Consider the following 21,358-nt stretch of genomic DNA (forward strand, 5'->3'; position numbering starts at 1 on the left):
CGCCTCGCCGCCGCATTCAGGAGCTGGCCCCGAACCGCTCCCCCGAGCTCACCTGCTGCGCCACTCGCCGCAAAGCCAACAACAACGGCTCCACCAACACCGACCCCAGCACCACGTATCGCACCGCGGCTTCCGCCGACTCCCCCGGCACCCCCGCGATCTCCGCATCCGCGATCCGCCGCGCACTCGCGAGGTACTCCGCCATCGCCGCCTCCGGCACAACAAACCCCACGCGCTCCAACCCCTGCAGCGCCCGCGCGACCGCATGTAGCACCGCCTGATCGCACATCCCCGGCTTCCACCCGAGCCCCGCGGCAAGAGCCTCAGCATCCGTCAGGTCCACGGACTCATCCACCGGCGGAGTGATCGCCGCATGCGCTGCCCCCAGCAGCTCGTGCGCACTCTCCGGCGGATCATCCAGCGCCCCCAGCACCCGCCGCGTCTCGGCGATGCTCACTCCCGCATCGAGCAGGGCCCGGATCACCCGCAGTCGCTCCACATGCTTATCGCCGTACGCGGCCTGCGTCGCAGACGAGCGCTCACCCTCGGGCAGCAGCCCCTCGCGCAGGTAGTACTTGATCGTCGGCACGGTCACGCCGGTCTGGGCTGACAGTTCGGAAATTCTCATGGCCACCTCTTGACTTCGATAGTAGCGCTATCCATTATGGATAGTTGAGCTATCCAATCAAGGAGACGTCATGTCGAAAGTCATCACGGGCCGCATGACCCACCGCCACGAGGGCGAGCTCGTCGTGTTCCACATCGGGATGCAGATCAACCGCTGGTGGCGCCCCGACCTGTGGATGCCAGCCTTCTTCGCCATGCCAGGGATGCTGCGCGAACTCAGCACCGATCCCGACTCGGGCATGCTCGGCTACCACCTGCTCTTCGGCTCGGGCGGACCTTACGTCGTGCAGTACTGGTCTTCCGTCGACAAGCTCTACGCCTACGCCTCCAGCCCGGACCAGCAGCACCGCCCCGCCTGGACCGCCTTCAACCGCGCAGCCCGCAAGGGCCCGGGGGCGGTGGGTGTCTGGCACGAGACCTTCCGCGTCGACACCGCCGAGAGCGTGTACGTCTCGACGAAGCCGATGGGGCTGCCGAAGGCCACGGAGCTCGCGCCCGTCGGTAAGCGTCATGACCGGGCCCAGGCACGGTTCGCGGAAGGACGGACGGATGCAGCGAAGTCTCTCGCCTCACCCCCTTCCCCCTGACCCCCGCCCCGTACACCTGAGCGCACCTGCCAACCCCGCTTCCGCCGCGCCCTCCGCCGGACTGGTCGAAGCCAGACGGCGTGCGCAGCAGGAGTAACGTCTTACACGACGGCGGGGATGGTCAGTGAAGGAGCAGTGATGAAGATCGCAGAACTCAGAGATCAGCCGAGAACGGGCACAGCCGGCCAGCACACAGCGAACGAGACGGTCTCGTGACGGCTGAACGCGCCCGTGGCACGTCGCGCGAGCGAGCCACCGTCGTGGCGATGATCCTCATCAGCGCCGCGCTCCCGGTGGTCGCCAACCTGCCGGTGTTCCAGAACGTGGTGTGGGCCTTCTGGCTCGCAGCCCTCGTCCTCATCGTCGGTGCGTCGGCGTTGCTCGTGGGCGTCACACGGCGTGAACGACGACGTTCCGACGAGTCCTGAACCTCGTCACCACCGAAGAAGCCACTACCCTCACACCATGCCCACCGATCGCCCACGCGCCTGGATCTTCGACGTCGACGGCACCCTCGCCCTCATCGGCGACCGCTCCCCGTACGACATGCGCAACGTGTCGATCGACACCCCGAACCATCCGGTCGTCGTCGCAGCACAGGCCTTCGCCGCCCACCCCGACGTCGACGCACTCATCGTCGTCTCGGGCCGCGACGAGACCGCCCGCCGCGCCACCGAGGCTTGGCTGACGTTCAACGAGATCCCTTTCGACCGCCTCCTACTCCGCCGCACCGGCGATCAGCGCGCCGACGACATCGTCAAAGCCGAGATCTACGACGCCCACATCGAACCGCACTTCACCGTGATCGGCGTGGTCGACGACCGCCGCAGCGTGGTCGAGATGTGGCGGTCTCGCGGACTGGTCTGCTTCCAGGTCGCCGAGGGGAACTTCTGAGGCGCACCCGTCCGCGTTCAGCGACCTCGGTGCGGTCCATCATTTTTCCGTATCTGTGTCCTGCGGGCTGGTGGTCGTCCGTCGTCTGGGTAGGTAGATGTAGAAAGACCTTGAGGAGAACACACATGCGCTACGTACTTTTCATCTGCACAGACCCGACCGCTGAGCCCTATGTCGAAGCCGAGGACAACGCCGGGGAGTGGGTGGCGTCGCTGCAGGACAGCGGCTCCTACGTCTTGGGCGACCGTCTGCGGCCCGTCGAAGACGCCACGACCGTGCGCGTCCGAGCCGGCGAGCGGATCGTGGCCGACGGACCGTTCACTGAGAGCCGCGAATGGATCGCCGGGTTCGACGTGATCGACGCCGACGACCTCGACGCCGCGATCGAGATCGCCGCCGCGCACCCGATGGCCCGGTTCGGCCTGGTGGAAGTGCGCCCCGTGTGGCCGCTCGGGTCGACGATGTGACCACGCCGGAGGAGCCAGCGAGCACGCTTTCGGATGCCATGGCCGCCGTCCGGCACGTGGCATCGATCGAGTACGGCCGTGTGGTCGCGAGCGTGATCGGCACAGTCCACGACTGGACTCTCGCCGAAGACGCCGTGCAAGACGCACTGGCTCGAGCCGTCGAGCGGTGGCCAGGCGGCGGGGTTCCGGCGAACCCCGCCGCCTGGGTCACGACCGTCGCCCGCCGCCGCGCGATCGACCTCGTGCGGCACGCAGACGCCGAGCGCCGGGCGGTGGCTCGCCTGGAGCACGAGCCGCACGAAGGCATCGACGCCCACGAGGCCGACGACGCATTCCCACATGGGGACGAGCGGCTGAAGCTGATCTTCACCGCCTGCCACCCCGCGTTGCCCCTGGAAGCCCGCGCGGCGCTGACGCTCCGCACCGTCTTGAACGTGCCGATCGAACAGCTCGCCGGGATCTTCGCCGTCGCCCCCGCGACGATGGAGAAGAGACTCGTGCGGGCGCGGGCCAAGATCGCGCACGCGAACATCCCGTACCGCGTTCCGGACGCCGCGCAGCTCGACAGTCGGAGCGCGAGCGTCTGCGAGGTCCTGTCCGCCCTGTTCACCATCGGCTACTCCGATCCGACGCTCCAGCCCGATCCCGGCGCCGAGGCCATCCGGCTTGCTCGGCTGTGCCGACAGCTGCTCCCCTCGGATTCCCCGGCTCGACTCGAGTTCACGGGGCTGCTCTCCCTCCTTCTTCTTCAGCACTCCCGCCGCGCGGCACGCACGACCGCCGACGGGTTGTCCGTGCCGTTCGACGATCAGGACCGTGGACTGTGGGATATCTCCGAGATCGAGGAGGGGCTGCGACTTCTCGACGACGCCGTCGAGAAGGCAGCACGGGCGGGCATCCATGGCGGGCGGCACCTCATCCGCGCCACCGTCGCGGCCGAGTACGTCCGCCCCGCCCCGGGGATGGAGATCGACCACGCCCGCATCGCCGACATCTACGGGGTGCTGGAGCAGGTGGATGCATCGCCGTTCGTTCGCCTGAACCGTGCGGTCGCCGTCGCGAACGCGGGACGACCGCACGAAGCCCTCGCGCTGGCGGAGGCGCTCGAGAGCTCGCTGGGAGGACACCACCTCTACTCAGCAGTGCGGGGAGATCTCCTGCAGCGCCTCAAGCGCGTCGAAGAAGCGAGCTCAGCGTTTCGCGATGCCGCACGCGCCGCCCCGACAGAACGCGAGCGGCTGTCGTATGCCCAGCACGCTGACGACATCGCCTCGGCGTCGACCTAGCCTGCGGCGGGATCAAGCGCATTCGCGTTCTCGTCAATAATGCGAACTCGTCGAGGGGAAAACACCAACACGGCTCGGTGTACGAATGATTCCTCACTCAACGCCGGGAGACGAGCCAGCTCCATTGCCCCCGTCACCACCCTCATCACCAGGGCCGCGAACACAAAGATCGGTCCAATCCATGGCGCCTCGGATCCGAACATGAATCCCACAGCGACAACGCCGCCCACGATGACCACGTTGACGATCGCTACGACTACGCCCAGACCTCGAGGGAGGGTCATCCCGGAACTGATACCGATACTGACCCCCAGGGCACAGATGACGAGGTAGACAGCGAGCTCGCCGCCGATCTCCAAGATCATTGCCATCGCTCCTTCGTCAGCATGTCACCCTCATGATGACCCCTGGCACCGGCGCGGCGGTGAAGAACAAGCAGGTCTTAGGGTTGTCTCCCTGAGCGATATGCGCCTGAGCCACAATGTATGAGCCAAAGACGGCGCACGCCTGGAACACCTTCGGCAGCGCCTTTGCGAAGATTCCACACATCCCGACCGCAGCCGTGTAGTCCCGGACCCGCGAGGTTTCAGCACGCGTGAGCTTCATTCCCCAGATCGGGCCGTTCCAGATCCAGCTCGGATCAGCCACCACCGGGTACGCGGTTGTGGCGCTCGGGGTCACAACCTGGAACAGCTCATCCCCTCGCACCTCGTACCGCGTTTCCACCGCGGCACCATTCGCGTCAGTCGCCCACGGGGCCGCAACGGGCACGTAATCCCCGGACTCGTCCAAGAAGATCACTTCACCGGTGTCACTCTGGTACGGCTGATAGCCATCCATGCGGTATCCGAATTCGCGTGGGCTCTCGGCACCGCCCAACACGGTCTGGATGCGCGTCGATCCGTCGGCGAGCGTCTGCACAGCAACTGCATCACCCGAACTGTCGTCGGCAGTGAAGACGACGGTGCCATCCTCAGCCACCACACCATCGCTGATGGGGATTTCGTCAGGTAGCTCGATGGCCCGACGTTCCGTCTGGGTGCCTCCATCAATCGGCACACTCACAACGACGTTCTCTTCAGCCGAAAGCGGTACTGCCGCTGAAATCTCCCCTACCGTCGTGCTCAACTGGCCGCCCCGGACCATCCCCGGCTGGGACAGAATCGTTGTCGGGGTCGCCGCCTCAATGGTGGCCGCAACAGACTCCGCGCCATCGACGTCGCTGTCCGACGCATGAGCCGGCAAAGCCATCGTCGTCGTGAGGGCAATGGTGGCGGCTATCGCGACGACGAGTTCGCGCGTTCTTTGCATCATCTCTGGGGTCCATTCACTCGTAGCGGCCCGCCGATAGTTGACCTCGCCTCTCACGCTTGGCCATATGAGCAATAAAAGCATACATATGAGGACACTACTGATATTCTGCGTTCTGCCGAGCCCCCCTAAGCCACCCGTCACGTGGCCGCGAGCGCCTCACGCCTCATCGAGCACAGGCCGACGAGCGCGGTGCCTCAGTGACCAGAAACCGCGATCCCCCGCAGCAACCGCACTACGGTCTCCTCCACCCGCTCCGCACTCAACGGCCGCCCGATCAGCGCAGAATACGACGCCATCGCGATGAACTGATCCGCGATCGCGGCCGCATCCACGTCCGCCCGTACGTCGCCGTCGGCACGCCCGCGCGACACACGTTCGGCCACCCACTCACGGATCGGCGCCGCCAGCCGCTCGTTCAACACCAACCCCAGCTCGGGATCGGCCGCGGTCACCTCGATCAGCGCCCGCGCCAGCGCCACACCCTCGGGGCGAGCCAGTCCGGCACTCATCGCCGAGAACCACGCCCGCAGATCCGCTCCGAGGTCTGCCGTCATCGGCACCGACACCTCGGCTCCCGGCAGCGCCCCCTCGAGCAGCGCTTCCCCGAGGATCGCGGCCTTCGACGGCCACCACCGATAGATCGTCTGCTTCGAGACCTCCGCTTCGGCGGCGAGACCCTCGATCGTCACGGCCTCGTACCCGTCTGCGGCGAGCGCACGCCGCATCGCCTCCAGCACGGATCGACGGGCTTTCTCACTTCGAGGACGGGGCACCTTTCGAGCGTACCCAGGCGTACACTGGAACATAAGTAGACGCACCGTTGCGAAACCTGCACGGGACCCGAACAAGGAGAAAGAGCATGGCCCTCACCGCACACTCCACCATCGGCGACTGGATGAACGACCCGACCGGCGGGCCTCTCATCCGCGGACTCTTCGAGAAGACGGGCGCCGACCCCGAGCTCCTCACCCCCGTGCTCGGACTCCCCCTGCAGCAGCTCGTCACGATGAGCCAGGGCCAGCTTCCCCAGTCGGTCGTGGACGACCTCGTGCGCGCGGCCAACGGCGGCGAGATCCCCGAAGACGACGCCTCCGAGGGTTGGACCGAGAAGCCCACGTCCGGCCGCTTCGCCGGCAAGACCGTGATCGTGACGGGCGCCGCCTCCGGTATCGGCAAGGCCACCGCCTCCCGCATCGCCCGGGAAGGCGGACGCGTGATCGCCAGCGACATCGCCGCCGAGAAGCTCGACGCCCTCAAGGAGGATCTTCCGGATGCCGACATCGTCACGGTCGCGGGCGACCTCACGAAGCAGGACGCGATCGACGCCGTCCTCGCCGCCGCGGGCGACCGCATCGACGGCCTCGCGAACGTCGCCGGCATCAACGACGACTTCTCCCCCGCGGGCGAGACCCCGGATGCCGTCTGGGACCGCGTCATCGCGATCAACCTGACCGCTCCGTTCAAGCTCATGCGCGCGGTCATCCCCGTCATGGAGGCGGCCGGACGCGGCGCGATCCTCAACGTCTCGAGCGAGGCGGGCCTGCGCGGCAACGCCTCGGGCAACGCCTACACGGCCAGCAAGCACGGCATCATCGGCGTCACCAAGTCGGCGGCCTTCATGTACGGGCCGAAGGGCATCCGCGTGAACTCCGTCGCCCCGGGCGGCGTCGCCACCGGCATCCCGATGCCCCCGCACATGTCCGAATACGGCTCGGGCCGCCTCGCCCCGTTCCAGCAGGCCATCCCGACCGTGGCGACAGCCGAGCACCTGGCGGCATCCATCACGTTCCTGCTGTCGGACGACGCCGTGAACATCAACGGCGCCATCCTCGCCTCGGACGGCGGATGGTCGGTGCAGTAAGCCCCGCCGCGAAGCCGACGCCCCCGCCGACCCGAACGGCGGGGGCGTTTCGCATGTCCACGCGGCACTCGCCTCACGATCAGCTTTGACTCGCAACTTCACCTACGAGTACGTCGACGAATATATCACTATCGTCCTCATATGTGTGCTTGTATCAGCTTCAAGTCGTCGACATAGAAGTCAGGAGGACCCCATGGGCCCGAGTTTCCGCACTACACGCATGCGGCCCCACGAGCGCAAACGGCTTTTCATATCCGCAGTGACCGCATCTGCATTAGCCCTCGGAGCTATCGCCCTTCCCGCCACAGCATCGTGGGCGGATGCCGCGCAAGATGGAGACCAGACGACAGCAGGGCACGAGATCGCCGCTGCTCTGGAGCACATGGAAGGCGGCCTGGTCCGCGACTTCGCTCCTTCTGAGATCAAAGATGGGCAAGATGGCAAGACAGCTCAGGTCGGCGTCAGTGTCGAGGTTTCGAACGACGCCACAGATGGCGTACAGATTTCGACAGGGAGCTTCGTTCTTGGCATCGACCTCCCGCACGCGGACGCAGCCATCGCCGGCGAGGACCTTCCGAAAGGCGGAGTGGCCTATCCCTCCACGATGGACAGTGCGAATGCCGTCATCCCCGTAGACGGCGGGGCTCAGCTCCTCACCGTCATCGCGAACGACGCAGCACCCGAACGCTTTGACTACGGGCTCACAATGCCGCCCGAGAACCGCCTGGAGGAGACTGCAGACGGCGGCGCCCGGATCGTCGACTCGACCGGAAAGACAGTCGTCATCTTCGAACCAGCCTGGGCTCGCGACTCGAGCGGAAAGAGCCTCCCGACTCAGTACTCCGTTCAAGGGAACGTCCTGACCCAGACCGTCGCACACAAGAGCCTGAGCGGCATCTCGTATCCGATCGTCGCCGATCCGCTTCCTGTCGTCGTCATCGTCATCACAGCGGCGGCAGCGATCGTGGTCGCAGCAGCAGCCCTTGGAGTCGCCACTTGGATTGTCATCAGTTGGTGGAACACCTGTCGCGCCCAGGGAAAGTACCCCGAGCTCTCCACCCGGAACGGCTTCACCGCCAGGTGCGTGCGGTAGCGCAACAGTAATGAGGGATTTCTGATGTCTCCCAAGCGGCTCTTCACGGGTGACCGCATCTTCGTGATGGCGTGCTCCCTCTGCACCTCCATCGGGCTTGTGGTCATCGCCGGGTTGTCGTTCGCAAGCTACGCATTCGCGAACAGCATCACGATTACGGTCCCCTGGATCGCCCGCTTCGAAGGGTACGTAGATGTGAACGGATCGCCTGCTGTCACCATCAGCGGATCGTGGAGCGCAGTCATGGCAACGACAGCAATCGTCGCGTCCTCGCTCTTGCTTGTCGCCCTGAGCAGCGAGCGGTCCTCACATTCACGAGACAGGCGTGTGTGACACTCGCCCAGACGTCGGGCGCCATCTCGTCACACTCGAGAGGTGGCGTCCGGCAGCTGGTCGCGACCTGCGGCGTGACATCTCGCCTATCGATCACTGGGCGGAACAACCCTCCAGCGGTCATACACTCGCTCCATGCTGAAGCTCGTGTCGGTCGTGATCCGCGTGAACGACCTCCCTGCGCAGTCCGCGTTTTGGAAGGCAGCCCTGGACTACGTCGAACGCGATCCGGCCGAAGACGACTGGGTCGTGTTGAAGCCGCGCGACGCCGACGCTCCCTGCATCGCCCTCGACGCCCACCACTCCGAGCGCATACTGCCTCCGCGCATCCACCTCGACATCTACGCGGAGGACCAGAGCGCCGAAGTGCGACGGCTCCTCGACCTGGGCGCACGCGAGGTGCACTGGGACGGCCGCCCGGCCGACGCCGACTACGTGATCATGGAAGATCCGGAAGGCAACCGCTTCTGCATCGTCGACCGGCCCGACTGGGCGGGCTGGGGCGGCAGACGTTGAATCGGGCCTCGGGCCATCCGCGCGACCTGTCGCACGTTCCGGACTGAACGATTCACTGTTCCGCGCGAAAGCTGACCCCGACCCTCTCGCCTTGCGAGAAGTAGTGCCGGAACGTGTAATACACCGGGTTCCAGGCGTCCAGGTCGATGTGCGAGGTTCCCGGCACCGTCAGCGCCTGATGCACGTGCGTGCGCAGGACCTTCGCGTGGACGATGGTGGCGTCTCCGTCCTCACCCAACGGCGTCATGTTCGTGACCCGGGCCTCCATCTGAACGGGGCATTCGGCGATCCGCGGGGGCAGAACCACCCCGCTCGGCCGTGGAGTGAATCTGCCGAGCGTCCACTTGTCCGGCTCATACCTGTACTTCTCACGCTTGTGGCGCGGGACTTCAGCAACCCCGGTGGTGTCGGCGATCCTCTCGATCGACTCCCACAGCGCGGCGTCGGGCAGGTTGATGACCAGCTCACCGTTCTCGCGGAGATTGCGCATCGCACGGCCCGAATTGCTCAACCCCAAGACATAGGTGTCATCCAGAGCCCAGGCTGAGGAGATGGGAGTGATGTTCGCTGTTTCGTCTCCCGGCATCAGCGTGCTGAGCAGGGCGACGGGGGTCCCGAAGTAGAACACGGAGGGTTCGATTGCCAGAGTCGGGTTCATGAGGTCCAGTCTGTGGCGGGAACGTTTCGGGCTGGACCGAACAATGCCGGCGATAAAGTTCTTGCGATGAAAGGAACGAGTAGTCCGGAACTGGCGGCGACGGCCGCCGTCTTCGCCAACGACGCCCGCGCGTCGATGCTGCTCCTGATGCTCGATGGAAGGGCATGGACGCTCACTGAACTGTCCAAGACCGCCGACATCGCTCGGTCGTCAGCGAGCGAGCACGCCGACAGGCTGCTGGACGCCGGGCTGGTCGAGGAGATGCGGCAGGGACGGCATCGCTACCTCCGGCTCGCCGGCACCCGCGCCGCTGAACTGGTCGAGTCGCTCGCAGCATTCTCCGGTCGCGTGCGGCCCGCCAAGCAGTCACTCGACGCCCAACACCGTGACCGCGCCATCAGGGAGGCTCGTACCTGTTACCGCCACCTCGCGGGCAGACTCGGCATCGCACTCACCGACGGTATGCACGCGGAGGGCTTGATCGAGTCGGATTTCTCACTCACCCCGCCGGGACTAGCCTGGCTGACGTCGCTCGGCATCGACCTGCCGAAGCATCCGAAGCGCACTCTCACCCGTCCGTGCCTCGACTGGACCGAACGCCGCGAACACCTGGCCGGGCTCGCCGCGGACATGCTCCTCGCGACGTTCAAGAACAAGGCATGGATCGAACACGTTCCATCCAGCACCCGCGCGGTGCGGCTCACCGCCGCGGGACGGGAAGGTCTCGCGGACCTGCTTCCGACAGACCGCTTCTGATGGCACGCTCTAGTCGGCCCCGGCCAACATCCGGTCGACCCAGAGCGGATGCGGCAGCTCTGCGACTTCGGCGCGGGTGAACCATCCGACCTCGACGACCTCGTCTTGATCGGGCACAGGCGGATCAAGCAGTTCGCACGCGAACGCAGTCGACACGTACGACACGCGATCCCCGTTCGGATACGTCACGACGAGCGATTCGCCACCGAAGGCGCCGACGATCCCCGTGACGCGGATGCGGGCGCCGATCTCCTCCTGCACCTCTCGGGCGATCGCCTCGTCCGGATCCTCCCCCGGCTCGACCCCACCACCGATCAGACCCCATTGCTCCGAACCCGCCGCGCGCCCGAGAAGGAAACGATCGCCCTCGCGGATCACCGCGGTCACGCCCGGCAGCAGCAGAAGATCATGACCGATCCGCGCGCGGATCGACCGGACATAGTCGGAAAACGGCATGGCGGGAGTCTAGGTCGCCGGGATGCGGAGCGGCCGTCACACCTGACCGGGCCGCCCGTCTCTCGCCATCGCCTGACGGTGCGATGTCAGCGCCGCGCGCACGGCCGAATAGATCACCAGCCAGGAGACGAGGATCCCGATGAGGATGTACGCGAGGTTCATGAGGATGAAGGGTACGAGCGAGTCGGAGAACATCGCCCCAGGATGCCGCACCCCGTGCACCTGCCCGGTCAGACTCCCCGCATCCGCGCCACGGCCGCCCGCACCAGCGCGGCGTTCCCCGGCGCGGGCGCGCCGTCGGGGAGCAGCAGGGTGTCTTCCAATCCGATGCGCGAGGCCAGCCCGAGCTCGATAGCGAGGTCGAACACGGGCCACGTCGACCCCTCTTCGCCATGGAGCAGAACCGGCAGGTCGGGCTCTTCGAGCTCGACGTGCGCGATCATCCCCTCGGCGTGGTCGCGCAGCAGCTCGGTCGGTTCATCGGGAAGCTCGATCAGCACCCGTAGGCACTCACCTCTCACCGGCGAACGTTTCCACACCTCGAAACCGGCCGCGTCCCACAGACCGGCCTCGACCGCGACTCCACGCTTCAGCAGCAGGGCGGCCACCTCGTCGGCACCGGCCTCGTGCCAATTGACCGATGCGTGATCGGGCAGCTCCGTCCACGACTCGATCGCGGTGAGACGACGCGCGACATCGGGCTCGGCCCACGCCCCCGTGGTCACGCCGACCGGCACACCGGGAATCGCGGTCCGCACTGCCCGCACCCACCGCGCGACATCGTCGGCGGCGAGACTGTCACGACCCGCCGCATCCTTCGGGTGCACGTGCACCTCCTGCGCTCCCGCAGCCACCGCACGCGCGGCGTCGTCGGCCACGACCGAGGCATCCGCGCTCAGCCACGGGTGCTCGACAGCATCACGGGCGCCGTTGACACATACCTGCAACTGCATCCGACGCGCAGACCGGGCAGGAGGGTCGGAGTCCGACACCACCGTCATCGGCCGATCAGCTCGCGCGGGTGCAGGTCGTACGCGGAGGAGTCGGCCGACGGGCCCTCTTCCGTCCGCACCGTGTGCTCGACCTGACGTGCGACCGCCGCGCTGCGACCGACCTTGACCGCCTCGGCTTCACTCTCGAAACTGCTCCCCAACGTCTGCGATTCCCCTTCGATGCGGTTGAACCAGATGCCGTTGCGGTGGAACGTCTCGATGTCGCCTGCAGCCATGGCGGGATCCCTTCTCTCGTATTCCTTTCTACGTGAGACCACCGACACGACAGAGGGGCTTGACAGCCTCCATGGCGCCGCCCGAGCACCCCCGGCTCAGACCCTGAGACCCGCCCGGCGCACGGCATCACCCATCGCCACGAACGCCTCTTCGAGGATCGGACGCGGTGTCGCGAAGACCACCCGAACATGGCCCTCGGCGCCACGCCCGAGCAGCCGCCCCTCGGTCAGCACGACCCCGGCCTGCTCACGAAAGAACTCGGCCGGCGGCCCAGGGATCCCCAGCGCGGAGGTGTCGATCCACCCGATGTACGTCGCCTCGGGCACGCGATACACAGCCCCGGGAAGATGCTCGTTCACGAGTCGCGCGAGCTCGTGCCGCGATCCGTCGAGGTACGCGATCACCTCCGTCAGCCACGGCTTTCCCGCCCGATACGCCGCCGTCGAGGCCACCACGCCGAGGGTCGCCGCGCCATGCTGCACCGCGAACCCGAACCGCTTGTACAGCTGCTGGTCGGCATCGTTCGAGGTGATCAGCTGCGCGGTCTTCAGCCCCGGGATGTTCCACGCCTTCGACGCGCTCGTCCCCGTGACCGTGTGCGCGGCCGTCGCCGCCGACACCGACGCGTAGGGCACGAACGGCGCACCGTCGTAACGCAGCGGCGCGTGGATCTCGTCCGCGAAAACCCGCCCGCCGTGCCGCTCGACGATCTCGGCGATCGCCTCCAGCTCCTCACGTCCGACGATCGTGCCGGTCGGGTTGTGCGGATTGCAGAGCACGAGCGTCCGCGCCCCTGCAGCGAACGCCTCGTCGATGCGCTGCAGATCGTGCTGCCAGCGTCCGTCGATCTCGACGCCGGAGACCTCGATCACCGGATGCCCGATCGCCGGCAGGTATGTCAGGAACGGCATGTACGCCGGAGTCGGCACGATCACGGGCGACCCCGCGGGCGCATACTCCTGCACCGCGACACCGAGCGCCGCCATCACGTCCGAGACCGGATGCACACGCTCAGGGTCGACCGCCCAGCCGTACTCATCCTGCATCCACTCGGCCGTCGCGTCCCCCAGCTCTGCCGCCTGCGGAGGGGAGAGGTAGCCGAGATTCTCGTCGTCGATCGCGCGATGCAGTGCCTCGGCGATCTCGGGAGCGACCCCGAAATCCATCTCCGCCACCCATGCCCCGATGCGACCGGGATGCAGACTCCACTTGCGACTCTGCGGCCGATCGAGGAAGAGACGGGTGCGCGCATCGAAGGGATGCGACGGTTGCGAGGAACGGTCCGTGGTCATGATCTGGGTGCCCGCCGGCTCAGCCGACGGCGTCGATACAGGACGCGTGCAGGACGCGGATCTCGGACACGGGGACTCCATTCGCAACGGCTCCGACCAATCTACGGACACCGCTGCGCCGTCGCATTTCGCGTTTCCATCCGTGACGCGATTCCGGGCCCCGCCGAGAGACGGCCAGCCGACGGGGCACCAGCCGGGGCGTGAACAACTCCGGAGACTCGCCCCGCAGATGGCTCGAATCCCCTCTCAGAACCGAATCTGCAGAGCTTCTCCTGAGTTGTGCACGCGACCCCCGGGACAGTGCCCGGAACCGAGGCTCAGCCGGCGACGTCGAGCACCCAGGTCACGCCGAAGCGGTCGGTAAGCATGCCGAAGCCGGACGACCACGCCGACGCGGCCAACGGCTCGACGATGGTCGCGCCCTCGGAGAGCGCGTCCCAGTACCCCTGGACCTCGTCGAGGGAGTCGGCCCGCAGCGACTGGAAGAAGGTGCGGTCGGTGATGGTCGCTCCGTTCTCACGGCGCGTGGTCCCGGCCGTCGCCGCCGGGTCCTGGTCATCCTGGCCCGGGATGTCGTAGGCCATCAGGCGGATGCCCGCGGGGGAATCGAGCTGCCCGAACACGATCTTGTCGAAGCCGGGGACACCCTCGTGCACGCCGAACTGTGACCCGTGCCTCGTCTTCTACACCGACGACCCTGATGCTGTACGAGTGCACCGCGTGCTTCACACGCGGAGAGACATCGCCGCCGTCCTCATCGACCGACTCTGACTCCGCATCCCGCGGAAGAGCGGCCCCACCCACGCCGGTAGACTGGACCTGCCCCGCCGGCCCCTTCCTTTGGAGTGCGCGTGACCACCGCCCCTGCACCTTCCCACCAGCACGTCCCCGACTCCGTCGAGAACGCGATCGCGACGCCCGAGAAGGAGCAGCCGTACGCGGCCCTCGGACTCAAGCCCGACGAGTACGCGCGCATCAAGGAGATCCTCGGACGCCGCCCGACCTCGGGCGAGCTGGCGATGTACTCCGTCATGTGGAGCGAGCACTGCTCCTACAAGTCGTCGAAGAACTACCTGCGCCGCTTCGGCCAGAAGGTCAGCGACGAGATGAAGGAACGCCTGATGGTGGGCATGGGCCAGAACGCGGGCGTCGTCGACGTCGGCGAGGGCTGGGCCGTCACCTTCAAGGCCGAGTCGCACAACCACCCGTCGTTCATCGAGCCCTTCCAGGGTGCGGCGACCGGCGTCGGCGGCATCGTCCGCGACATCATCTCGATGGGCGCCCGCCCGGTCGCAGTCATGGACGCCCTGCGCTTCGGTGCAGTCGACCACCCCGACACCGCCCGCGTCGTGCACGGCGTGACCAGCGGCATCAGCTTCTACGGCAACTGCCTGGGACTCCCGAACATCGGCGGCGAGACGGTCTTCGACGCCGTCTACCAGGCCAACCCGCTCGTGAACGCCCTCGCGGTGGGCGTGCTGCGTCATGAAGACCTCAAGCTCGCGAACGCGACCGGCGTCGGCAACAAGGTCGTCCTGTTCGGTGCGCGCACGGGTGGCGACGGCATCGGCGGCGCGAGCATCCTCGCGTCCGACTCCTTCGACTCGACCGGCCCGACCAAGCGCCCCGCGGTGCAGGTGGGCGACCCGTTCGCCGAGAAGGTGCTCATCGAGTGCTGCCTCGAGCTGTACCGCGGCGAGCTCGTCGAGGCGATCCAGGACCTCGGTGCCGCCGGCATCTCGTGCGCGACCAGCGAGCTCGCGGCCAACGGCAACAGCGGCATGAAGGTCTCGCTCGACAACGTGCTGCTGCGCGACCCCACGCTCACGGCCGAGGAGATCCTCATGTCGGAGTCGCAGGAGCGCATGATGGCGATCGTCGCGCCCGAGAAGCTCGATGCCTTCTTCGAGGTCGTGAACAAGTGGGAGGTCGAGACCTCCGTGCTCGGCGAGGTCACCGGTGACGGACGCCTCATCATCGACTGGCAGGGCGAGCGCATCGTCGACGTCGACCCCTCGACGGTCGCGGTCGACGGCCCCGTCTACGACCGCCCGGTCGCCTACCCGACGTGGATCGACGCCCTCCAGGCGGATGCCGCCGAGAACCTGCCCCGCGCGACCGACCCGGAGACGCTGCGCGAGCAGTTCCTGAACCTCGTCGCCTCACCGAACCTCGCAGACACGAGCTGGATCACCAACCAGTACGACTACTACGTGCTCGGCAACACGGCCCTCTCGTTCCCCGACGACGCCGGCATGATCCGCGTCGACGAGGAATCGGGTCTCGGCTTCGCGGTCTCGACCGATGCCAACGGCCGCTACTGCCAGCTCGACCCGTACGCGGGCGCACAGCTGGCCCTGGCCGAGGCGTACCGCAACGTCGCCGTCACCGGCGCCGTGCCGACCGCGATCACCGACTGCCTGAACTTCGGCTCTCCCGAGAACCCCGAGGTCATGTGGCAGTTCGGCCAGACGGTCGACGGCCTGGCCGACGGCTGCTACGAGCTGGGCACCCCGGTCACCGGCGGCAACGTCTCGTTCTACAACCAGACCGGCGACGTGCCGATCCACCCGACCCCGCTGGTCGGCGTGCTCGGCATCATCGACGACGTCTCGCGCCGCATCCCCTCCGGATGGCAGGACGAGGGCCAGAACATCTACCTGCTCGGCACCACCTCGACCGAGCTCTCCGGCTCGGCATGGGCAGAGGTCGTGCACCAGCACCTGGGCGGTCTGCCCCCGAAGGTCGACCTCGCGGGCGAGAAGCGCCTCGCCGGTCTGCTGTCGGCAGCCCGCGACGAATGGCTGATCTCCTCGGCGCACGACCTCTCCGAGGGAGGCCTCGCGCAGGCGCTCGCCGAGGGCGTCATGCGCTTCGGCGTCGGAGCTCGCGTCTGGTTGAACGAGATCATCGAGCGCGACGGAGTGGACGCCGCAACCGCCCTGTTCTCCGAGTCGACCGGCCGCGTGATCGTGACCGTGCCCCGTGAGGATGACGTGAAGTTCCGCGGCCTCTGCGAAGGACGCGACTACCCGGTGATGCGCATCGGCGTGACCGACAGCGAGGGCACGAAGCTCGAGGTGCAGGGCGTCTTCACCGTGTCGGCCGCCGAGCTGCGTGAGCGCTCGCAGGCCACCCTCCCGTCGTACTTCGGCCCGACCGTCACGGAGCAGGTCAGCGCATGAGCGAGGTCAGCCGCCAGAACCCGAACGACGAGGACTACGGCGACCTCGGCGAGAAGCGCAACCGGCGCATCCGCATCGTCGCCTGGACCGTCATCATCGCGCTCATCCTCGGCGGTGGCGGCGCGACCGTGCTGACCCTGCTCCTCGGCTGAGACACGGGACAGCACCTGCCGCTCAGCGGGTGAAGAGGTACCTCGTCAGCTCGATGATCCCGTCGGGTCCGTGGCTCTCCCGTCCGAGCGACTCCACGATGATCGCGCCGAGGATCGCCCGACCGATCTGCGCGATCGGTGCATCTTCCGGCAACTGACCGTCGCGGATCCCGCCCCTCAAGCGCTCAGACAGGTGCTGCTCGACGCCCAGGCTTCCACCGAGGTGCGCACCGACCGCAGCATCTTCGGCGGCAGCCGCGACCAGCGACTGCAGCAGAGCCTGACCCTGCGCGCTCGCGAGGATCGTGAAGACCGACTGCAACCACGTCTCGACGTCGGCGAACAGGTCGCCCGTGTCGGGCACGACGAAGTCCACCGGGATGAGACGTCCGTCCACGAGACAGTCGGCGATCAGCGCGCCGCGCGACGGCCACCAGCGGTAGATCGTCTGCTTGCCGACCCCGGCTTCCTTCGCGATGCCCTCGATCGTGAGCCGGTCGTACCCCTGCGCATGGAACAGTCGGGAGGTCGCATCGAGGATCGCCTCGCGCGCCGCCGTGCTGCGCACGGGCCCGCTCCGGTGCTCGTTGACCATGGATTCAGGATAGCCACAGATCTCTAGACGAGACGTGCCGTATGATCTTCGAGTCTGAAGGAGACCACTGTGGCATCACTGCTGTACCGTCTGGGTTCGTTCGCTGCACGCAAGGCGTGGACGGTGATCGTCTCGTGGGTCCTGATCCTCGGTATCGGCGTGGGAGCCTTCCTGACCCTCGGCGGCACGCTGAGCAACAGCTTCGACATCCCCGGCACCGCCTCGGGCGCGGTCACCGACGAGCTCGCCGACAAGCTGCCCGACACGGCCGGCGGCACCGGCACGGTGGTCTACCGGACCGAAGACGGGTCTCCGTTCACCGACGACCAGAAGAAGGAGATCTCCGACCTCGCCGCGAGCGCCGAGGATCTCGACGGCGTCGCCGGGGTGATCGATCCGTTCGACGCGCAGAAGCAGCAGGACGAGCAGGCGCAGCAGCTCGCCGACGGCCAGACCCAGATCACCGACGGCCGCGCGCAGCTGGATGCCGCCCAGACCCAGCTCGACGACGGACGCGCGCAGCTCGAAGCCGGGCTCACACAGCTCACGGCGGCCCGCACCCAGGCCGAGCAGTCCGGTGCCGGGTCCGCACAGCTCGCCGCCCTCGACGCGCAGATCGCCGCGGTGAACGCCCAGCTGGCGCAGGTCGCGGCCCAGAACGCCGAGCTCGACCAGTCGCGCATCACCCTCGACGACAACGCCGATCAGGTGGAGCTGGGCTCGACCCTCCTCGATCTGGCCGACGGCATCGGCGTGGTCTCCGAAGACGGATCGACCGCCATCGTCAACATCTCGTTCGTCGACCCGCGCCTCGAACTCTCCGAAGAGGTGAAGCAGGGCGCGATCGACCACTTCGCATCTTCCCCCGTCGACGGTGTCGAGGTCGACTTCGGCACCGACATCGCACAGGGCGTCCCGGAGATCTTCGGCATCGGCGAGGCGGTCGGCCTCGCATTCGCGGCGATCGTCCTCATCGTGATGCTCGGCTCCCTCATCGCCGCCGCCCTCCCGATCGTCACCGCCATCGTGGGTGTGGGCGTCGGCGTCACGGCATCCCTCGCCTTCTCCGGCGTGGTGAACATGGCCTCGGTGACCCCGGTGCTGGGTGTGATGCTCGGGCTCGCGGTCGGCATCGACTACTCGCTGTTCATCGTCAACAGACACCGCAAACAGCTGCTCGCCGGGGTGCCGGTGCGTGAATCCATCGGCCTCGCCACGGGCACCTCCGGCACGGCCGTCGTGTTCGCCGGCACGACCGTGATCGTCGCACTGCTCGCCCTCAACGTGACCGGCGTGCCCTTCCTCGGCCTCATGGGCACAGTCGGCGCGGTCTGCGTCGCGGTGGCCGTGCTCGTCGCGATCACCCTCGCCCCCGCCATCCTCGGCCTCGTCGGCACGCGCCTGCTCAGCCGACGAGCGCGGGGAACGATCGGCCAGGAGCACGCGGCAGGCAAGCCCGTGAAGCGCATGTCGACCCTCCGCGCCGTCGTCACCGCGCTCGTGAGCGTGGTCGCCCTGCTGATCATCGCCATCCCCGCCATGTCGATGCGCCTCGGGCTGCCCGACGGATCGAGCGAACCGAGCGACTCGACCAGCTACCGCGCGTTCCAGACCGTCGACGAGCAGTTCGGCGAGGGCGCGAACGGACCGCTGCTGGTCACCGCGACCCTCGGCGATGCCGTCAGCGACGACGACCTGCTCTCCACGCAGGTCACGATCGCCCAGGCCATCGCCGACCAGGACGACGTGGTGGCCGTCGCGCCGATCGCGACGTCCGACGACAACACGCTGCTCGCGTTCCAGGTCGTGCCGAAGGAGGGACCGAACAGCGCCTCGACCGAGAAGCTCGTGCAGGACCTGCGCTCGATGCCCGCGATCGGCGACGGCATCACTCTGGGCGTCGCCGGACAGGCCGCGATCAACATCGACATCTCCGAGGCGCTGGCCGGAGTCCTGCCGCTCTACCTCGTGGTCGTGGTCGGGCTCTCGCTGCTCATCATGATCGTGGTGTTCCGGTCGCTGCTCGTGCCCATCATCGCAACCGGCGGGTTCGTGCTGTCGCTCTTCGCGACGTACGGCCTGATCGTGGCGGTGTTCCAGTTCGGCTGGGGCGCCGAGATCATCGGACTGCACAGCACCGGGCCGATCCTCAGCTTCCTTCCCGTGATCCTCGTCGGCATCCTGTTCGGACTCGCGATGGACTACCAGCTGTTCCTCGCCTCCGGCATGCGCGAGGCGTACGTGCACGGCGCCTCGGCGCGGGATGCCGTCGCCCAGGGCTTCCGCGCCGGCCGCTCGGTCGTGATCGCCGCCGCCCTCATCATGGTGTCGGTGTTCGGCGGGTTCATCTTCTCGGAGTCGACGATCATCCGCTCCATCGGCTTCGGTCTCGCGTTCGGCGTGCTGCTCGACGCGTTCGTGGTGCGCATGCTGCTGATGCCCGCGCTCATGCACCTGCTCGGACGCTCGGCCTGGTGGCTGCCGCGCTGGCTCGACCGCATCCTGCCGAACGTCGACATGGAAGGAGCGGCGCTCGAACGCGACCACCCCGGCATGAAGGCCGTGGCCGTTCCGACCACGACCGACTCGGTGCCGACGCGGGAGACATCCGCCTGATCGGGAGTCGGAGACACCTCGCCCGGCGGAGTTCTCCGTGTCGGGAGGAGGGTTCGGGGCGAAGCTTCCGCCCGACACGGAGTTCTCCGCCCGACAAGGTGCCCCGACAGGGTGCCCCGACAGGGAGCCCCGACACAGTGCCCCGCACGGAGCACGACCCCGACGTCAGAGGCCATGCCTAGAGTGGGCGCATGACCGCCGACGCCCGGGAACGACTGCTCGCGCTGCGCGCCCAGGCCGAGGCGCGGGTGCAGGCGACAGCGGCGACCCTCGATGAACTCACCCACGACCGTGCGGGCTCGAACGACGACGACGAGCACGACCCCGAGGGCGTCACCCTGTCGTCGGAGTGGTCTCGCCTGACCGGGCTCGCCGAGGCAGCAGCATCCGAGCTGCACCAGGTCGACGAGGCGCTGGCGCGGCTGGATGCCGGCACCTACGGCCTCTGCGCGAACTGCGGAAGACCGATCCCGGCCGGCCGCCTCGAAGCCCGCCCCTTCGCGGAGTACTGCGTCTCCTGCGCCGAAAAGCTCGGACGGTAGCCCTGACGCGAGGGTCGATCGCGAGTAGCATCCCACCCATGCCCATCACACTCGAGAACGTCGGCATCGCCGTCCGCGATCTGGAAGCCACCATCTCCTTCTTCACCGACCTGGGCCTCACGGTGCTCGGCCGCGACGAGGTCAGCGGAGAGTGGGCGGCGACCGCGGTCGGACTCGACGGCAACCACGCCAAGATCGCGGTGCTGCAGACTCCGGACGGACGCGGCCAGATCGAGCTGTTCGAGTACATCCACCCCGACGCGATCGAGACCGAGCCGACCCTGCCGAACGAGATCGGCATGCACCGGATCGCCTTCTCGGTCGACGACATCGACGAGTCGCTCGCGATCGCCGCCCGCCACGGCTACCACCCGCTCCGCGGCGTCGCGAACTACCAGGACGTGTACAAGCTCACGTATCTGCGCGGCCCGAGCGGGATCCTGGTGATGTTCGCGCAGGACCTCACGAAGAGCTGACCCGTCACCCGGGGATGACCGTCCCCTGATGAAAGCGCAGAACGGGCCCGGAATCGGACAGCTGCCAGATCGATGACCGCCGGCTCTCCCGCCCCTCGGCGATCAGGCGATAGTTCACGAGGACGATGCCGGGGGACAGCTCGTTGAAGAGCCAATCCGCGGTCTCGGGTACGGCCCTGCTGTCCTCGTTCGAAAGCTCGACGACGGTTTCCGTCCGCAGCCATCGCCGCCCCGATGCCCCGATCTCCGCGAAATCGGGGGCGAGCAGGGCCTGTACCCGGTCTGCGTCGGTCCGTACCTCCGAGGAGAGGAGCGCGATTTCGGCAGCGACCACGACGGCATACCGGTCCGCGTCGTCATCCCACATGCGTAAACGGTACCTCCGCCCTCTCGGGGAGCCCGCTGAGAAGTAGGCTGAACGCA

26 protein-coding genes and 1 pseudogene are annotated in these 21,358 nt (G+C 67.4%); 14 read left to right on the top strand and 13 right to left on the bottom strand.

Translation table 11 applies throughout. The features are described from left to right. Positions 1-16: 16 nt before the first annotated feature. Positions 17-628 carry a MerR family transcriptional regulator gene (locus GLO27_RS18045; RefSeq protein WP_167256291.1) on the bottom strand — a complete coding sequence of 204 codons (612 nt, stop codon included), beginning with the start codon at positions 626-628 and terminating at the stop codon, positions 17-19. 70 nt (positions 629-698) lie between these two features. On the opposite strand from GLO27_RS18045, the gene GLO27_RS18050 reads away from it, so the two are divergent. From GLO27_RS18050 to GLO27_RS18070, 5 genes are all read left to right on the top strand, one after another. Next, positions 699-1,214 (top strand): DUF4188 domain-containing protein, encoded by a 516-nt coding sequence (locus GLO27_RS18050; RefSeq protein WP_167256293.1) that lies wholly within the window; start codon positions 699-701, stop codon positions 1,212-1,214. Between the two features lie 212 nt (positions 1,215-1,426). Then, a complete protein-coding gene (locus GLO27_RS18055; protein ID WP_167256295.1) occupies positions 1,427-1,642 on the top strand; it encodes a hypothetical protein in 216 nt (71 codons plus the stop codon). Between the two features lie 37 nt (positions 1,643-1,679). Beyond that, positions 1,680-2,108, top strand: coding sequence for a polynucleotide kinase (locus GLO27_RS18060; RefSeq protein WP_167256297.1), 429 nt, complete (start codon positions 1,680-1,682; stop codon positions 2,106-2,108). 125 nt (positions 2,109-2,233) lie between these two features. Next, positions 2,234-2,575 (top strand): YciI family protein, encoded by a 342-nt coding sequence (locus GLO27_RS18065; RefSeq protein ID WP_017202934.1) that lies wholly within the window; start codon positions 2,234-2,236, stop codon positions 2,573-2,575. Then, positions 2,572-3,861 carry a DUF6596 domain-containing protein gene (locus GLO27_RS18070; protein WP_208323970.1) on the top strand — a complete coding sequence of 430 codons (1,290 nt, stop codon included), beginning with the start codon at positions 2,572-2,574 and terminating at the stop codon, positions 3,859-3,861. Before GLO27_RS18065 ends, GLO27_RS18070 begins: the two co-directional genes overlap by 4 nt. Here the strand turns inward: GLO27_RS18070 and GLO27_RS18075 are convergent. From GLO27_RS18075 to GLO27_RS18085, 3 genes are all read right to left on the bottom strand, one after another. Continuing rightward, positions 3,858-4,232 (bottom strand): hypothetical protein, encoded by a 375-nt coding sequence (locus GLO27_RS18075; RefSeq protein WP_208323971.1) that lies wholly within the window; start codon positions 4,230-4,232, stop codon positions 3,858-3,860. The two genes, GLO27_RS18070 and GLO27_RS18075, sit on opposite strands and share 4 nt — an antisense overlap. Before the next feature lie 10 nt (positions 4,233-4,242). Next, on the bottom strand, positions 4,243-5,175 hold the full coding sequence (locus tag GLO27_RS18080; RefSeq protein ID WP_167256303.1) for a hypothetical protein: 933 nt from the start codon (positions 5,173-5,175) through the stop codon (positions 4,243-4,245). Positions 5,176-5,369: 194 nt separating this feature from the next. Beyond that, entirely contained in the window at positions 5,370-5,948 is a 579-nt protein-coding gene (locus GLO27_RS18085; protein ID WP_292777642.1) for a TetR/AcrR family transcriptional regulator, read from the bottom strand. Positions 5,949-6,034: 86 nt separating this feature from the next. Here GLO27_RS18085 and GLO27_RS18090 point away from each other — a divergent pair, with 86 nt between their 5' ends. The 3 genes from GLO27_RS18090 to GLO27_RS18105 all read left to right on the top strand — a co-directional run bounded on the left by GLO27_RS18090 (position 6,035) and on the right by GLO27_RS18105 (position 8,978). After that, positions 6,035-7,036, top strand: coding sequence for an SDR family NAD(P)-dependent oxidoreductase (locus GLO27_RS18090; protein WP_167256305.1), 1,002 nt, complete (start codon positions 6,035-6,037; stop codon positions 7,034-7,036). A 259-nt stretch (positions 7,037-7,295) separates the two neighbouring features. Beyond that, a complete protein-coding gene (locus tag GLO27_RS18095; RefSeq protein ID WP_167256307.1) occupies positions 7,296-8,129 on the top strand; it encodes a hypothetical protein in 834 nt (277 codons plus the stop codon). A 468-nt stretch (positions 8,130-8,597) separates the two neighbouring features. Next, on the top strand, positions 8,598-8,978 hold the full coding sequence (locus GLO27_RS18105; RefSeq protein ID WP_136025158.1) for a VOC family protein: 381 nt from the start codon (positions 8,598-8,600) through the stop codon (positions 8,976-8,978). A gap of 52 nt (positions 8,979-9,030) precedes the next feature. Here the strand turns inward: GLO27_RS18105 and GLO27_RS18110 are convergent, their stop codons facing one another. Continuing rightward, positions 9,031-9,636, bottom strand: a complete 606-nt coding sequence (locus GLO27_RS18110; RefSeq protein ID WP_167256309.1) for a flavin reductase family protein — start codon at positions 9,634-9,636, stop codon at positions 9,031-9,033. Positions 9,637-9,648: 12 nt separating this feature from the next. Here GLO27_RS18110 and GLO27_RS18115 point away from each other — a divergent pair, with 12 nt between their 5' ends. After that, positions 9,649-10,392 carry a winged helix-turn-helix domain-containing protein gene (locus tag GLO27_RS18115; protein WP_208323972.1) on the top strand — a complete coding sequence of 248 codons (744 nt, stop codon included), beginning with the start codon at positions 9,649-9,651 and terminating at the stop codon, positions 10,390-10,392. 9 nt (positions 10,393-10,401) lie between these two features. On the opposite strand, the gene GLO27_RS18120 is transcribed toward GLO27_RS18115, so the two are convergent. From GLO27_RS18120 to GLO27_RS18145, 6 genes and pseudogenes are all read right to left on the bottom strand, one after another. Next, complete coding sequence (locus tag GLO27_RS18120) at positions 10,402-10,848, bottom strand: NUDIX domain-containing protein (protein WP_167256311.1); 447 nt, start codon at positions 10,846-10,848, stop codon at positions 10,402-10,404. A 36-nt stretch (positions 10,849-10,884) separates the two neighbouring features. Next, entirely contained in the window at positions 10,885-11,043 is a 159-nt protein-coding gene (locus GLO27_RS18125) for a hypothetical protein (protein ID WP_021200255.1), read from the bottom strand. Positions 11,044-11,078: 35 nt separating this feature from the next. Continuing rightward, on the bottom strand, positions 11,079-11,849 hold the full coding sequence (locus GLO27_RS18130) for a 3-keto-5-aminohexanoate cleavage protein (RefSeq protein ID WP_243844944.1): 771 nt from the start codon (positions 11,847-11,849) through the stop codon (positions 11,079-11,081). Then, positions 11,846-12,076: a DUF2188 domain-containing protein gene (locus GLO27_RS18135; RefSeq protein ID WP_021200253.1), complete on the bottom strand. Its 231-nt coding sequence runs from the start codon at positions 12,074-12,076 to the stop codon at positions 11,846-11,848. Before GLO27_RS18135 ends, GLO27_RS18130 begins: the two co-directional genes overlap by 4 nt. Before the next feature lie 96 nt (positions 12,077-12,172). Beyond that, the gene (locus GLO27_RS18140; protein WP_167256312.1) at positions 12,173-13,369 is read right to left on the bottom strand and encodes an aminotransferase class I/II-fold pyridoxal phosphate-dependent enzyme; all 1,197 of its coding nucleotides are present in this window, start codon (positions 13,367-13,369) and stop codon (positions 12,173-12,175) included. A 317-nt stretch (positions 13,370-13,686) separates the two neighbouring features. Then, positions 13,687-14,010: pseudogene (locus GLO27_RS18145) on the bottom strand (VOC family protein); the annotation flags it as partial. Positions 14,011-14,220: 210 nt separating this feature from the next. On the opposite strand from GLO27_RS18145, the gene purL reads away from it, so the two are divergent. Beyond that, complete coding sequence (purL, locus tag GLO27_RS18150; RefSeq protein ID WP_167256314.1) at positions 14,221-16,554, top strand: phosphoribosylformylglycinamidine synthase subunit PurL; 2,334 nt, start codon at positions 14,221-14,223, stop codon at positions 16,552-16,554. Then, positions 16,551-16,706 carry a hypothetical protein gene (locus GLO27_RS18155; protein ID WP_021200249.1) on the top strand — a complete coding sequence of 52 codons (156 nt, stop codon included), beginning with the start codon at positions 16,551-16,553 and terminating at the stop codon, positions 16,704-16,706. The genes purL and GLO27_RS18155 overlap by 4 nt, the downstream gene beginning before the upstream one ends. Before the next feature lie 22 nt (positions 16,707-16,728). Here GLO27_RS18155 and GLO27_RS18160 read toward each other — a convergent pair whose 3' ends face one another. Then, a complete protein-coding gene (locus tag GLO27_RS18160) occupies positions 16,729-17,301 on the bottom strand; it encodes a TetR/AcrR family transcriptional regulator (protein WP_021200248.1) in 573 nt (190 codons plus the stop codon). Positions 17,302-17,370: 69 nt separating this feature from the next. Here GLO27_RS18160 and GLO27_RS18165 point away from each other — a divergent pair, with 69 nt between their 5' ends. The 3 genes from GLO27_RS18165 to GLO27_RS18175 all read left to right on the top strand — a co-directional run bounded on the left by GLO27_RS18165 (position 17,371) and on the right by GLO27_RS18175 (position 20,935). Then, complete coding sequence (locus tag GLO27_RS18165) at positions 17,371-19,917, top strand: MMPL family transporter (protein ID WP_167256316.1); 2,547 nt, start codon at positions 17,371-17,373, stop codon at positions 19,915-19,917. 191 nt (positions 19,918-20,108) lie between these two features. Beyond that, positions 20,109-20,459, top strand: a complete 351-nt coding sequence (locus tag GLO27_RS18170) for a TraR/DksA C4-type zinc finger protein (RefSeq protein ID WP_167256318.1) — start codon at positions 20,109-20,111, stop codon at positions 20,457-20,459. Positions 20,460-20,497: 38 nt separating this feature from the next. After that, positions 20,498-20,935 (top strand): VOC family protein, encoded by a 438-nt coding sequence (locus GLO27_RS18175; protein ID WP_029263104.1) that lies wholly within the window; start codon positions 20,498-20,500, stop codon positions 20,933-20,935. Between the two features lie 4 nt (positions 20,936-20,939). Here the strand turns inward: GLO27_RS18175 and GLO27_RS18180 are convergent, their stop codons facing one another. Next, the gene (locus GLO27_RS18180) at positions 20,940-21,302 is read right to left on the bottom strand and encodes a DUF4440 domain-containing protein (protein ID WP_021200244.1); all 363 of its coding nucleotides are present in this window, start codon (positions 21,300-21,302) and stop codon (positions 20,940-20,942) included. Positions 21,303-21,358 lie beyond the last annotated feature (56 nt).

Source organism: Microbacterium sp. Be9, from assembly GCF_011754135.1.
Lineage (GTDB): Bacteria > Actinomycetota > Actinomycetes > Actinomycetales > Microbacteriaceae > Microbacterium > Microbacterium maritypicum_A.

Coding starts and splice junctions, on each gene's coding strand:
- GLO27_RS18080 (WP_167256303.1), bottom strand. CDS start 5,175: ATGATGCAAAGAACGCGCGAACTCGTCGTCGCGATAGCCGCCACCATT.
- GLO27_RS18110 (WP_167256309.1), bottom strand. CDS start 9,636: ATGAACCCGACTCTGGCAATCGAACCCTCCGTGTTCTACTTCGGGACC.
- GLO27_RS18075 (WP_208323971.1), bottom strand. CDS start 4,232: ATGGCAATGATCTTGGAGATCGGCGGCGAGCTCGCTGTCTACCTCGTC.
- GLO27_RS18130 (WP_243844944.1), bottom strand. CDS start 11,849: ATGACGGTGGTGTCGGACTCCGACCCTCCTGCCCGGTCTGCGCGTCGG.
- GLO27_RS18135 (WP_021200253.1), bottom strand. CDS start 12,076: ATGGCTGCAGGCGACATCGAGACGTTCCACCGCAACGGCATCTGGTTC.
- GLO27_RS18125 (WP_021200255.1), bottom strand. CDS start 11,043: ATGTTCTCCGACTCGCTCGTACCCTTCATCCTCATGAACCTCGCGTAC.
- GLO27_RS18175 (WP_029263104.1), top strand. CDS start 20,498: ATGCCCATCACACTCGAGAACGTCGGCATCGCCGTCCGCGATCTGGAA.
- GLO27_RS18120 (WP_167256311.1), bottom strand. CDS start 10,848: ATGCCGTTTTCCGACTATGTCCGGTCGATCCGCGCGCGGATCGGTCAT.
- GLO27_RS18160 (WP_021200248.1), bottom strand. CDS start 17,301: ATGGTCAACGAGCACCGGAGCGGGCCCGTGCGCAGCACGGCGGCGCGC.
- GLO27_RS18155 (WP_021200249.1), top strand. CDS start 16,551: ATGAGCGAGGTCAGCCGCCAGAACCCGAACGACGAGGACTACGGCGAC.
- GLO27_RS18105 (WP_136025158.1), top strand. CDS start 8,598: ATGCTGAAGCTCGTGTCGGTCGTGATCCGCGTGAACGACCTCCCTGCG.
- GLO27_RS18050 (WP_167256293.1), top strand. CDS start 699: ATGTCGAAAGTCATCACGGGCCGCATGACCCACCGCCACGAGGGCGAG.
- GLO27_RS18065 (WP_017202934.1), top strand. CDS start 2,234: ATGCGCTACGTACTTTTCATCTGCACAGACCCGACCGCTGAGCCCTAT.
- GLO27_RS18090 (WP_167256305.1), top strand. CDS start 6,035: ATGGCCCTCACCGCACACTCCACCATCGGCGACTGGATGAACGACCCG.
- GLO27_RS18060 (WP_167256297.1), top strand. CDS start 1,680: ATGCCCACCGATCGCCCACGCGCCTGGATCTTCGACGTCGACGGCACC.
- GLO27_RS18180 (WP_021200244.1), bottom strand. CDS start 21,302: ATGTGGGATGACGACGCGGACCGGTATGCCGTCGTGGTCGCTGCCGAA.
- GLO27_RS18045 (WP_167256291.1), bottom strand. CDS start 628: ATGAGAATTTCCGAACTGTCAGCCCAGACCGGCGTGACCGTGCCGACG.
- GLO27_RS18170 (WP_167256318.1), top strand. CDS start 20,109: ATGACCGCCGACGCCCGGGAACGACTGCTCGCGCTGCGCGCCCAGGCC.
- GLO27_RS18140 (WP_167256312.1), bottom strand. CDS start 13,369: ATGACCACGGACCGTTCCTCGCAACCGTCGCATCCCTTCGATGCGCGC.